This is a genomic window from Stenotrophomonas maltophilia group sp. Smal13, assembly GCF_030236855.1.
GTDB classification, from domain to species: Bacteria; Pseudomonadota; Gammaproteobacteria; order Xanthomonadales; family Xanthomonadaceae; genus Stenotrophomonas; species Stenotrophomonas maltophilia_A.
Genome location: NZ_JASJSQ010000053.1, coordinates 21,866 through 33,494 on the forward strand (window position 1 = coordinate 21,866; position 11,629 = coordinate 33,494).

Here is an 11,629-nt window from a genome sequence, read left to right on the forward strand (position 1 = left end):
TCCTAACATTGCCTAGATTGCTAACAATACGCTAAAGAAGCGTCTAGGAGAAGAGTTATGGCGAAGCTAACGAAGACATTCATCGACAAGGTGCAGCCTCCCGCCGAGGGCTACGCGATGCACTGGGACGACTCCCTCAAGGGCTACGGGTTGCGCGTCACCGCTGCGGGCAAGCGTGTGTTCGTTGCTCAAGGCCGGGTGCTGGGTAAGGCCGTCTGCTTCACGATTGGCCCCTTCGGTGAATGGACAGAGTTTGAGGCTCGCGAGAAGGCGCGGAAGGTGCTGCAAGGTATGCGCGAGGGCATTGACCCGCGCGATGCGAAGAAGGCCGACGAAGCTACTAAGGTGACGCTGCGGCAGGTCGCAGACGCTTATATGGGTCGACCGGGCAAGCTCAAGGACAGCAGCAAGAGCGAGATTGAACGGCATGTGACCACAACCTTTGAGGCATGGCAGCACAAGCCCATCACCGGCATCACCGAAGACGACTGCCGCAAGCGCTACAACGAGATTCTGACGAAGGGGCTACGCGGCAAAGCACCAGCCCCCGGGCAAGCGGTGCAGGCGTTCAGCGTGCTCCGCGCTCTTATCAACTTCGCTGGTCGCAGGTACAAGCGCGCAGACGGCACCCCGCTGATCCTGCACAACCCCGTGGCAGTGCTCAAAGACGATTGGGTGACGCTGCCCGAGCGCAAGACCCGCATCCCTGAATCGAAGATTGGCTCCGTGTGGTCAGCCCTCCAGCAGTGGCGCGACCAAGCCTACAACCGTGACACGCTGGCAAGCATCGACCTTGTGATCTTCCTCGTGCTCACTGGTGCGCGCATTGGCGAAGCGGCGGCGCTGACATGGGACAGGATCAACCTTGATGAAGGCTGGTGGCACCTGCCTGATCCGAAGAACCGCAACCCCGTATGGCTGCCGCTATCCACGCAGGCGGTGCAGTTGCTGACCACACGCCAGCGCGTCAAGGGTAGCCCGTTCGTGTTCTCGTCCTGGGGCAAGGCTGGGCATATCAAAGACCCGCGCGACACCATGAAGAAGGTCAGCGAGGTAGCGGGCACGAAGATCACGCCGCACGACCTGCGTCGCACCTTCACGACGTTCGGTGTAGCGAACTGCGGAGTTGATCTGCACAAGATCGAACTACTGACGAACCATGTGCCGCGCGGCGTGACCGCCAAGCACTACCTTGAGACGAGTCACCTGCAATATCTCAAGCCTGAGGTGCAGCGCATCGCGGACTGGATCGAGCAGCAGGCAGCCAAAGCGAATGGCGCGAACGTGGTGCCGCTGCGGGCCTGAGAAAATCGGGCAAGCCCGAAAATATCAACAGCAACAACAGCTTGCAAAGACTGCGACAAGCGTTTTACAGTTACCCCTAACACACCTCGCCTTTCCGTCACTTCGCGCAATGCGTCGGGACGCGATCAACGAAAAGTGCTGCATGGGCAGACGGCGGGCAACTAGCATCGGTAACGCGATGCGGTTCGCTCACCGACTGCCCTTTGTGTTTTGCGCATCGGTGGGCTTGCTGAGAGGCATCGCCCATGCAAACCGACGAAATGACCTTCGAGCAGCTTTGCGAGCTGTTCAACTACTCCCCCAAGAAGCGCCCACTGCGCACTGACGATCTGGTCGATCTGACCGGGCTTGCTCGCAACACTTGGGAGCAGCACCGCCACAAAGGCACCGGCCCCCGCTTCTTCAGCCCTCCCGGCACCCGTTGCATCTGGTACAGCGAGCGCGACCTTCTTGCGTGGCTCGCGTCCGGCGCGCGCACCAGCACCAGCCAGCAAATCGCGACCGCCTAAGTCCATAACAGTCGGTCGTCCATGCGCAAACAGAACAGCGCGCTGGCTATTTCAGGCGGCACTGCACTGCCGCCTAGCCCATGCGCAGCCCATCAACAAAAAAGCGGCAGGGTCTGCACACCGCTGCCGCTCGGAGATGAACACGAATGAACCACATCAACGGCCCAAGTATGGGACAGCCTTCCACGGTCATACAAGATGAAATGCAGGACGATCTCCATGCAGAGCTTGCACACTGGACAGCGGTAGAGGCCGACGCTGTACGGGCGTGCCGCGCTCGCCAAGGGGGTAGCACTGGCACGGTGCCGATCGCGGCCCCTGCCGCCGCGCAGCCGCCCGCGTCAGCACTACCTGCCCCCGCGTTTGGGTGGCCGCCGGGACTAGTAGGCCGTATCGCGCAGGCGCTCTATGACGGTGCCTACTCCCCGGTCCCCGATGTAGCAGTGGCCGCAGCAATTGCCTTGGTCAATGGTGTATGCGGTCGCGCCTATCGCACCTATAGCGGCAAGGACTTGGCTATCTACATCATTCTCGTGGCGCAAAGCGGCATCGGAAAGGACGCCATTCATGAGGGCATCCCGGAACTTATCAAACTAGCGAACGTCCCCCGAGCCGAAACACTGCTACGCCAATCGGACTTTGCGAGCGGAGAAGCCCTGCACAAGCGCCTCTTGGCAAGCCCCGGCTTCCTGTACCTGCAAGGCGAGTTTGGCCGCAAGCTCAAGCGTATGTCGAACCCGACCGACACCCCGATGCAGAACTTCCGCACGACGCTCACGAACGCCTACGGCAAGAGCTTCATGGAGGGTAAGGAGTACAGCAAGGAAGAGGACAGCAAGCTCGGCGTCGCGTGGCCTGCGTTGTCGTTCCTCGGGGAAACGACGCCAAGCACCTTTCTCGAATGCTTGACGCCGGACATGATGGAGGACGGCTTCATGTCACGGTTCTTGACTGTTCAATGCAGCAGCAAGAAGCCCATTCCCCGCGAAGGTCGGCGCATGTATCAGCTATCGGAACACAACCTGATGCTATGGCGAAACCTGCTCACGCACTGCGAGCAGTTCCAAGACGTATACCGGACTGACGCGCCAAGAGTTGAGGCAGCACAAGACGCTTACAACCTGCTCAGGAAGTTTGAGCTGGACTGCATTGATAAGGTGAATGCCTCCAGCAGCGAGTACGAACGGCAGTCATGGCACCGTGCAGCACTCAAGGCCATGAAGATCGCAAGCGCACTGGCAGCAGCAGACAATTTCGCCTGCCCCATGATGACCGCTGCCCACGCCGAATGGGCTCTCCAGTTTGTTCAGGCGGACATTGACGCATTCCAGAAGCGCCATGACAGCGGCGACATTGGTACGGATGACCACGCGCGGGAGCGCAAGGTCTTGGAGGTCTGCAAGCGCTTCTTGAGCCAGGAGGGTGTTTCCGAGCGCTATCAAAAGTCGTTTGAGAGCATGCGCCTCAATTCGATTGTCCCCCGCGCGTACCTGCAAACAATGACGCAAAAGCTCACGCCGTTCACCAGTCACAAGCAAGGGGCCACGTCCGCACTCGATGCGACGCTGCGCAGCCTTATCGCTAACGGCTATCTGATGGAAGTGGAAAAGAGCAAGGTCAGCGAGAGCTACGTCTATCAGGGCAAAGCGTACAGGGTTATCCAGTTCGACTTTTCGAAGCAACGAGAGGACGCGATACAGGCTCTGCGTTGGTGGAAGGACTAGATGGCCACAGTGCTAGCGCTAAAAGTGCGCAGTAGTGGTCGGGCAACTAACGCCCCAAACCCTTACACAGCAAGCATTTACGTTTGAAAAAGTATGTTTGTTAGTGTGTTAGTAGCTACCCCCTTTCTGTCGCGGTGCTGTGTTTATAGGCCCCCGGCCGCAAACGCACTTACGCCACTAACCCACTAACCGCTCTGCATCAATTCGCCCATTGTGGGTATCAACCAAGAGAGGAATTTGAAATGAACCAGAAGCTCATTCCCGCCGACAGGGGGTGGCACGTTGTCACTATCGTTCGCACGCCGAATGACTCGCTGTCCATCTGCGAGATTCACAAGATTACACACTGGAGCAAATCGACCGGCCACCCGATGCAAGACGGGAAGCAACTGTATTTCGACCCTGACGATATTCGTCATGTGCTTTACGCCACCTATCTGATGGACCCGCTGGGCCGGTTACTCGGTCGGGATCGCGAAGTGATAGCAGACAGCGTCCTCGACCTGCATGAGCGCTACAAGGTCGAGAGCGCCGAGATACAGCGCCGTCACTGTGCCGCCAATGTGGTTACACCGGCCAGCACATGATCGCGGCCTGTAGCGGCCCCACGCGCCGCGCACACGCAACCCCGCCACCGCGCGGGGTTTTCTTTGCCTGCTGCACCGGCAAAACAGCGAACAACAAACATGAACTTAGTTGTTCCGCGCCTATTTCAGAACTGTAAGCCGTTGTTTTTGTTTTGTTTTTGCTTGCGGACCTTCGCTTGATAGTCCTACCGTTTTACACATGCGCAGCCGCGCCGCAATTTATCAAGGAGTTTTCACCATGCCCACGCCAGTCGATTCAAGAATTACCCCCAGCTTGCACGCCGAAACCCTCAAGGCCATTGACGGATACGACGAGCAACTGACCGCCCCCATCCTCGCCCCCGCGCTCGAAGCGCTCGACGATGCCTATATCACCCTCGGCAGGCTGCACGACGGGCGCGACGCGGCGAAAAAGAATCAAGCCTGGTCGGAGGGGCAGCAGGTGCTGGCCGTATCCGATGCCGCCTACAAGCAGCAGCAACGGCTCGCCAAGAAGTTCGACAACGTGCGCGCCACGCTGGACAAGCAGATTGCGCACTTCGAGCAGGAGCTGTCGCAGCCGCTTGAGTCCCGCGCCAGTGTGGGTATCTCCGGCGAGATTCGGAAGTTCGTTAAAGACATGACGACCGAAGAACGCCACAAGTTCATTCAAGAGGCTATCGACGCGGGTGACCACACTACCGTCAGCGCGGTGCTGGGTGCCCCCAGCTACCTGTCGGGCCTCGATGCCAACTTCGCCAAGACCTACACCCGCTTTTGGCACGAGCGCGCAACCCCGGAAGTGGCGACGAAGCTCAAGGCGGTGCGTAACGCAAAAGCGGCTATCGAAGAACGCGGTGCGCTGCTGTTCAAAGAGGTCGAGAAAGCGATGGGCTCCACTTGGGGCAAGGTGCAGGAGCTTCGTCAAGGTAACGACAAAGCGCTGGCTGCCCTCAAGTTCGGCGAGTAACGCTGCTGATACCTGCAATCAACAGGAAACCATCAAATGACAGAGACAGTTCAGCCTGAATGGTTGCAGGGCTTCACACCGCAACCCAACAAGCCGCCCAAGGGCTGGCAACCCGGCCAGAGCGGCAACCCGAAAGGGCGTCCGGTCGGCTCACGCAACAAGAAGAACGTCATCGCTGAGGAATTCGAGAAGGACGGCAGCGAGGTGGCTCGTGTGGTCATGAATGCCGCGCTCGAAGGGGACATGCAGGCCGCCAACATGGTGCTGCAACGCCTGTCGCCACCGCTCCGTGCCCGCGCTGAAAAGGTGACGTTTGAACTGACCCCGGATGCACCGCTGCACCAGCAGGCGAACCAAGTGCTCGCGTCGGTAGCGGAGGGCGCGATTGACCCCGAGACCGGAAAATTGCTCATCGACTGTATCCAGTCGGTTGCGGGCATCCGTGCTGTCGATGAACTGGAAGCGCGCCTTGTAGCGCTGGAGGAAAAGCAATGACCTACAACTTCACGCCGGGAGGCTGGCTGCAACCGAAGCCCGCGCCCCTGATCGAGACGCCGCAGGGGCAAGCCGATCTCAAGCTGATTGTCGATACCTGCTATGCCGCCATCCTGAACTGCGACGACCCTGCCGTGCGCTGGCAAGCCGCGCGCCTGTTGCAGAACCTCGGCCCGATGAAAGGAACCCTGCAATGAAGAACCTGCACACCGACCCGCGCGAGAACGCGCCCGTCAAGCACACGGTAACGCCCAGCGACCTGCAACAGATGCAGCAGCGCCGAATTGAGGCGCACGCGGCCCGCGAGACTAGCGACGCGCTGAACCTGCTCCGCGCGGTCAAGCTGGGCGAGGCGCTACGCGAGTTGCGGGAGTAACCACATGAGCATCAGCAGCGCCAAGGGCATGCTCGCCCGCCTCAAGCACTTGGAGCGCTCGCAAGGTGCCAGCGACGAGATGCGCGGCTGGGTCAGCGACACGCTCAGCGCTGCCATTGCGGACGGTCGCATGTGCCCGGTTGATGGCCCTGTGGTGCTGCACTGCCTGATGAAGTGGATCGACGACGGCACCGCTCGCGCCGGGACTGCTGGCTGGGGGTTGCTGCGATGAAGCCGAATTTCCAAGGCTTCGTAGAGCCTCGCATGTGGCCGCAGGACGACGGAGCGCGGCGCGAACCCGTGATGGACATGGATGCTCATCCTCCGCGGGCTGTGCGCTATGTCGGGTGGAAGAAGTGCATGCGCTGTGGTCAGCTCTTTTGGTCGGAGGACGTGTTGCGCTTGCGCCTATGCACCCCGCAACCGAACAGGCAAGGATGCAGGAGCAGGCAAGACGACGACGGCATCTGAAAAACCCTGCACCGCCCTTATCGTCGTCAGCGGTGCAGTGGCGCGCAGTCCCGGAGAAGCTGCGCCGTCCCATCGAAAACCGTTGGACGTAAATCAAACGGACTCAGTCAGGAACGGGGCCACTCCTACCCGTGCGACCTGGCCTTCAACGGGTGCCGCTGGCACCCGTTGTCGTTTGCGCGGCTGCGCGAGTGCTGCGGGCGGCAGGGGCGACGATCACCACACCGCCGCCGCTAGGGTACTGGCGGCACCGTTGCGCAGCCTGTAGCGGCTTAGCGCCTATTTCTTGCCAGCAGTAGGAGGGCGGTGCTTCTCGACGATTGCGCGGATTTCAGCATTCAGGTTTGCCTGATCCTGCCGGAGCTTGGATTCTGCCGCTCGCTCGGCTGCTGCACCCTGCGGGTTGAAGCGCCCGTTCTTGTCGTAGTTCCCGGGGTTCTCTTCGGGGAAGTCCTCGAAGTATTCCGACCATTCGCCCATAATCAACTCCTAAGCATTACTCAATGCACTCAGCGTCCTTCAATCGGATGCCGCTGTCAATGCTAACAGCGGCATGAAATCACGGAACAACAAACACAGAGTTAGGCGGTCGTGCTTTGCGGCAGCCAACAAAAAAGCCCGCTGGGCGGGCTTTTCGGTAAGCGGGCGGCGGTGCGTCTAGCGGATTGCTAGCGTGTCGTCGCTTGCGCGCCCTCGCTGCGGTGGATGTAGCGCAGCACGCGCCCGCCAAGTTCAGCCAGTGTCAGCCCCTCGCGGCGGTGTGTCGCTTCGTACAGAGGCCCCACCAGCTCAGGGTCACGCGCTATCGCTTCGGGCAACCACATGGCCGCCGTTTCAACTATCAAGTTGAAGGTGCCGGGGGTGTTGAGCAGTTCAGGCACGCAGCACCACGTATGAAACCAAGCATCACGCCAAGCGGCAGCGTGTGCTTCGGGCTTATCTTCGGATTCGAGAGGGCCAACAACGATGTGGAATATGTCGGCCTTGTTGGCGCTGTGCTGCACCCTGATTCTCGCTGGTCGCAGCTTGCGCAATGGTGCGCCCGCTTTCGGACGGCGGGCTGCTGTGGTTATCATGTCCATGTCGGTTCCTTGTGTTGTAAGGGACGGCCACGCGGTCGGGACTGTTGGCGCAGTCGCCGGCCGCATCCGTTTCACTGGGCCTTGGTGCGCCCGTTGATACCGTTGAACTTGCGCCACTGGTACAGCTCGATCTGGACGTTGTTGATGTTCCACCCCTTCGCCTCCGCGACCGGCTGCAAGTCCTTCGGCTTCATGTTGCCGTGCTGGTCTAGGTACTCCCACACCTCCAAGCACTTGCCGGGGCCGGGGCGCTTGACCCCGTTCTGCTCGATGCGCTCCACCTTGGGCGCGGCTGCCTTCTTCGGCTTGCTTGTGGTGACCACAGTGTCAGCGGGTGCAGCTTCGGCAGCGGGTGCTGGTGCTTCCATCGCCTTCCAGCCGAAGCGCACCTCGTCGCCGTTCTTGTGAACGGTGATCTCCACCAGTTCGGCGGGCACCCCAGCGGCAACACCAGCGCGGCGGGCGTTGTTGCGGTTCGTGTAGGTCTTGGCTTCCATCGTCGTTCTCCTGTCAGTTGCATTGCGGTAGGGCTATTGCAAGACAGGTTCGGGAGAAGCGGCAACGACTTTTTGGACGCAATCGCGCGCGTCGATTGCAGCCGCTACAGGCGATTCAAAGCGCGGGTCTGTAGGGTAGTGACGGACTGATGGACAAGCGGCCCACGTCGGAGGTTAAGCGGCCCAGCGTCCGAAAGGCGCACAGGCGACGTTCGGCGCGGTGCCTTCGTGCTTGTATTGAGTCAGATGAAACTGGCCTGTAGGCGTGATTAGCCCGATTTGCGGGCGTGCCGGTATTTCTTCGGCTATCGACAGGGGTATGACTCACCCTGAGAAGATGGCGGTGGGTCAGGGATTCGAACCCTGGAAGGGGTTGCCCCCTTGCTAGTTTTCAAGACTAGTGCCTTCAACCGCTCGGCCAACCCACCGTTACTGAAAAACCCCTTTCGCGCTAAAAATCCGCTAAACGGTGCAGGCTGTGCCTGCTAGCGAATTGCGCTAAGTGTTTGTTTTTACTGCGTATTCTACCCTCGACAAGAAGCGTGTGCGCAAGTTTTCAAGACCGGTGCCTTAAACCGCTCGGCCATCTCTCCAATCGGGTCCCGGTCGCCCGGGCAGCGGCGTATTCTCGCACGTGAAGGGCATTTGCCCAAGACCACCCTTGCCCCCGCCCTTCGCATCCGGCACGGTGGGGCCTTCACTGCAATCGGAGCCCCCATGGCCCACCTCGATCTGGCCAACCTGCGCACCACCCTGCTGGACGACACCCAGCTGGCCGCAGTGGCCCTGCACCGCACGTTCGCCGGGCACCTGCCGGTCAGCAGTGGGCATCTGGTGGTCTGCGATCCGCTGGTCCAGGCCGAGGCGCCCGCGCTGGCCGACTACACCGCCCCCCTAGGCCGGCATCCGGTCGAAATCATCGTGCACAGCGGCCGCCCGGCGCTGGCCGTGGTCTGGTTCAAGCCCCGCGAAGCCCTCACTGCGTCTGCCCTGCACTGGCAGATGGCGCGCTGGACCACGCAGGACCTGACCGGCCTGGATGAGGACAGTTTCATTGGCTATCCGGTCGACGCCGGCATCGGCTGCTTCATGGATACCAACACTCAGCAGGCACTGCTGGCCCTGATCGAACAGACCGATGGCGACGAAGACAGCGAATGGTCGGATGCGCTGATCGACCATGACGGCCTGGATGAAGGCGCCGAGTACCGCCCCTGGGGCGAGGACTCTCCACACGGCCTGGTCGTATTCACCAGCGGCTGGGGCGACGGCGTCTATCCGAGCTACTGGGCGCTGGATACCTCCGGCATTCCGGTCGCCCTGGTCACCGACTACCTGTGCATCCAGGGCGGTGACGGGCGCGACGAGCGCGAGATCGCCGACCAGGCCTATCGCGACAGTCTTCCACCCGAAGAAGCTGAAGCGCTGGCACGGCTGGTTGCCGCCGTGGACCGCGACGACCCGGATGCGCTGCGAGAGCTGTTGAAGGATGCGCCACAGCGCGCCAACCAGATCGAGCCCGGTTGCGGCGGCACCGCCCTGTTCGAGGCGATCCGCCTGGACCGTCCACAGGCACTGCGGGTGCTGCTGCAGGGCGGCGCGTTGCCGGCAATGCCGGAGCGCCTGCACATGAGCAAGGTGACCAGCTACATGGACTACGCCCGCTTCCTGAAGAAGCCACGCAGCGCGGAACTGATGGCGGTACTGGAAGCACCGGTCATTGCCGAGCCCAGGCCAGCCACACCGCCGCGGCGCAGCTTCTGGGATCGGCTGTTCGGCCGGAAGTGACCGGGGCCGGAAAGCAGCAACGCCGGGCATGGCCCGGCGCTACCGTTTCACAGATCGGCGGTGCAGTTGCGGCCAGGTGCCTCAGCCCGCATCCACTGCTAACGCGCCCAGCGCACTGGCCTTGATCCGCTCCTTGGCCTTTTCACAGGCGCCACCGCAATCCAGGCGCGAGGCCTCCAGCTGCGGCGGCAAGTGCTCGGCCAGGAAGTCGATGAACACGCGCACCGCCGGCAGCAGGCCGCGGCGCGAGGCGAACACGGCGTGACACACGCCCTGCGGCAGCGACCAGTCCGGCAGCACCACTTCCAGCTCGCCGTTGCGCACGGCATCGGCGCAAACGGTTTCCGGCAGCATGGTGATGCCGAAGCCGTCCTTCACCATGCTCTGCAGCAGCGGGAAGTCGAAGCCGGCCACGCGCGGCTGCAGGTCGACCCGGCGCACTTCGCCTTCCGGGCCATGCAGCTCCCAGCGCTGGCGTGCTTCGTCTTCGCTGATGCTTAGGGTGACGTGCTGGGTCAGCTCTTCAGGATCCTTCGGCCGGCCGGCGCGATCCAGGTACTTCGGGCTGGCCACCAGCAGTTCCTGCACCTGTCCGAAGCTGCGCATCACCAGGCTGCCATCGTCGTCCAGGCGCGAGCGCACGCGCAGGGCCACGTCGTAGCCTTCGTTGATGATGTCCACGCGGCGGTTGCTGATGTTCAACTGCAGGCGCACCTTCGGGTACTGCTCAAGGAACTTGGGCAGCAGCTTGGGCAGCTGCATCTGCGCCAGCGATACCGGCACGCTGGCGCGCACCACGCCGCGCGGTTCCGCGCTGAGGCGGTCCACCACTTCGCGTGCGGCCTGTGCCTCGGCCAGCATCGTCTGCGCGTGGCGGTGCACGCTGGTGCCGACATCGGTGACGGCGAAACGACGCGTGGAGCGCTGCAGCAGGCGAACGCCCAGATCGGTTTCCAGCTGGCTGATGCGGCGGCTCAGGCGCGACTTGGGGATACCCAGTGCGCGCTCGGCGGCGGCGAATCCGCCATGGTCGACCACCATCGCGAAGTAGTACAGATCATTCAGGTCATGCATGCCCGAGTTCCATATCTAGAACAATACGTGGCATTCAACCACCTTTATCCCGCCTTTGCAACAACCTATCGTTCTCTCCGTCGGCGGCAAGTCCGCCACCTCTCCCGAACATAGGTACTGCCATGAAGCTTCTGCACATCGACGCCAGCGTGCTTGGCGACAACTCCGTCTCCCGCCACCTGACCGCCGCCGTGGTGGCCCAGTTCACGCAGCAGATCGACGGCCTGCAGGTTGATTATCGCGATCTTGACGCCAATCCGGTACCGCATCTGCGCAGCGGATCGCTTGCCAAGGCCGACGCTGCCGAAGCCGCCGATGCTGAACAGGTACTCGAGCAGTTCCTTTCGGCCGATATCGTGGTGATCGGCGCGCCGATGTACAACTTCAGCATTCCGTCCACCCTGAAGGCCTGGATCGACCGCGTGGCCGTGGCCGGGCGCACCTTCAAGTACACCGAGAACGGTCCGGTCGGCCTGGCCGGTGGCAAGCGGGTGATCATCGCCAGCAGCCGTGGCGGCATCTACACCGATTCGCCCGCGGACTTCCAGGAGCCGTTCCTGCGCCAGACGTTTGCCTTCTGGGGCATCAACGATGTCGAGTTCGTACGCGCCGAAGGCATCGCCTACTCGCCGCAGCACCGCGAAGACGCCATTGCTGGCGCACTGGCTGCGCTGCCGTCGCACGAAGCGGCCGCGGCCGCTGCTGCATAAGCGTTCCAGCGTTCGGCGCCGCTCTCTCCTCGTCTGGGCGCTGAACGCGGGCCGGGATCCCC

General features: G+C 61.9%; 15 protein-coding genes and 1 tRNA gene. 11 read left to right on the forward strand and 5 right to left on the reverse strand.

Annotation, left to right across the window (positions count from 1 at the left end):
* Positions 1–57: 57 nt before the first annotated feature.
* The 9 genes from QRO95_RS16580 (at position 58) to QRO95_RS16620 (ending at position 6,177) form a co-directional block, all read left to right on the forward strand.
* A complete protein-coding gene (locus QRO95_RS16580; protein WP_285303025.1) occupies positions 58–1,305 on the forward strand; it encodes a site-specific integrase in 1,248 nt (415 codons plus the stop codon).
* A 245-nt stretch (positions 1,306–1,550) separates the two neighbouring features.
* The gene (locus tag QRO95_RS16585; RefSeq protein ID WP_285303026.1) at positions 1,551–1,814 is read left to right on the forward strand and encodes an AlpA family transcriptional regulator; all 264 of its coding nucleotides are present in this window, start codon (positions 1,551–1,553) and stop codon (positions 1,812–1,814) included.
* Between the two features lie 146 nt (positions 1,815–1,960).
* On the forward strand, positions 1,961–3,538 hold the full coding sequence (locus tag QRO95_RS16590; protein WP_285303027.1) for a DUF3987 domain-containing protein: 1,578 nt from the start codon (positions 1,961–1,963) through the stop codon (positions 3,536–3,538).
* Between the two features lie 242 nt (positions 3,539–3,780).
* Positions 3,781–4,125 (forward strand): hypothetical protein, encoded by a 345-nt coding sequence (locus tag QRO95_RS16595; protein WP_285303028.1) that lies wholly within the window; start codon positions 3,781–3,783, stop codon positions 4,123–4,125.
* A gap of 238 nt (positions 4,126–4,363) precedes the next feature.
* On the forward strand, positions 4,364–5,074 hold the full coding sequence (locus QRO95_RS16600) for a hypothetical protein (protein ID WP_023121542.1): 711 nt from the start codon (positions 4,364–4,366) through the stop codon (positions 5,072–5,074).
* A gap of 36 nt (positions 5,075–5,110) precedes the next feature.
* A complete protein-coding gene (locus tag QRO95_RS16605) occupies positions 5,111–5,569 on the forward strand; it encodes a DUF5681 domain-containing protein (protein WP_285303029.1) in 459 nt (152 codons plus the stop codon).
* Positions 5,566–5,766 (forward strand): hypothetical protein, encoded by a 201-nt coding sequence (locus QRO95_RS16610; RefSeq protein ID WP_285303030.1) that lies wholly within the window; start codon positions 5,566–5,568, stop codon positions 5,764–5,766. Before QRO95_RS16605 ends, QRO95_RS16610 begins: the two co-directional genes overlap by 4 nt.
* Positions 5,763–5,945 carry a hypothetical protein gene (locus tag QRO95_RS16615; protein WP_169879077.1) on the forward strand — a complete coding sequence of 61 codons (183 nt, stop codon included), beginning with the start codon at positions 5,763–5,765 and terminating at the stop codon, positions 5,943–5,945. The genes QRO95_RS16610 and QRO95_RS16615 overlap by 4 nt, the downstream gene beginning before the upstream one ends.
* A gap of 4 nt (positions 5,946–5,949) precedes the next feature.
* The gene (locus QRO95_RS16620) at positions 5,950–6,177 is read left to right on the forward strand and encodes a hypothetical protein (protein ID WP_023121538.1); all 228 of its coding nucleotides are present in this window, start codon (positions 5,950–5,952) and stop codon (positions 6,175–6,177) included.
* A gap of 518 nt (positions 6,178–6,695) precedes the next feature.
* Here the strand turns inward: QRO95_RS16620 and QRO95_RS16625 are convergent.
* The 4 genes from QRO95_RS16625 to QRO95_RS16640 form a co-directional block, all read right to left on the reverse strand.
* Complete coding sequence (locus QRO95_RS16625; RefSeq protein ID WP_285303031.1) at positions 6,696–6,896, reverse strand: hypothetical protein; 201 nt, start codon at positions 6,894–6,896, stop codon at positions 6,696–6,698.
* A 188-nt stretch (positions 6,897–7,084) separates the two neighbouring features.
* Positions 7,085–7,498 carry a hypothetical protein gene (locus QRO95_RS16630; RefSeq protein ID WP_180740530.1) on the reverse strand — a complete coding sequence of 138 codons (414 nt, stop codon included), beginning with the start codon at positions 7,496–7,498 and terminating at the stop codon, positions 7,085–7,087.
* A gap of 71 nt (positions 7,499–7,569) precedes the next feature.
* Positions 7,570–7,995, reverse strand: a complete 426-nt coding sequence (locus QRO95_RS16635) for a hypothetical protein (RefSeq protein ID WP_285303032.1) — start codon at positions 7,993–7,995, stop codon at positions 7,570–7,572.
* A 338-nt stretch (positions 7,996–8,333) separates the two neighbouring features.
* Positions 8,334–8,423, reverse strand: a tRNA-Ser gene (locus tag QRO95_RS16640).
* Positions 8,424–8,712: 289 nt separating this feature from the next.
* Here QRO95_RS16640 and QRO95_RS16645 point away from each other — a divergent pair.
* The gene (locus QRO95_RS16645; protein ID WP_285303033.1) at positions 8,713–9,783 is read left to right on the forward strand and encodes a DUF4241 domain-containing protein; all 1,071 of its coding nucleotides are present in this window, start codon (positions 8,713–8,715) and stop codon (positions 9,781–9,783) included.
* An 81-nt stretch (positions 9,784–9,864) separates the two neighbouring features.
* Here the strand turns inward: QRO95_RS16645 and QRO95_RS16650 are convergent, their stop codons facing one another.
* Positions 9,865–10,857 carry a LysR family transcriptional regulator gene (locus tag QRO95_RS16650; protein WP_005410175.1) on the reverse strand — a complete coding sequence of 331 codons (993 nt, stop codon included), beginning with the start codon at positions 10,855–10,857 and terminating at the stop codon, positions 9,865–9,867.
* A 122-nt stretch (positions 10,858–10,979) separates the two neighbouring features.
* Between QRO95_RS16650 and QRO95_RS16655 the strand changes: the two genes are divergently transcribed.
* Complete coding sequence (locus QRO95_RS16655; RefSeq protein ID WP_285303034.1) at positions 10,980–11,567, forward strand: FMN-dependent NADH-azoreductase; 588 nt, start codon at positions 10,980–10,982, stop codon at positions 11,565–11,567.
* Positions 11,568–11,629 lie beyond the last annotated feature (62 nt).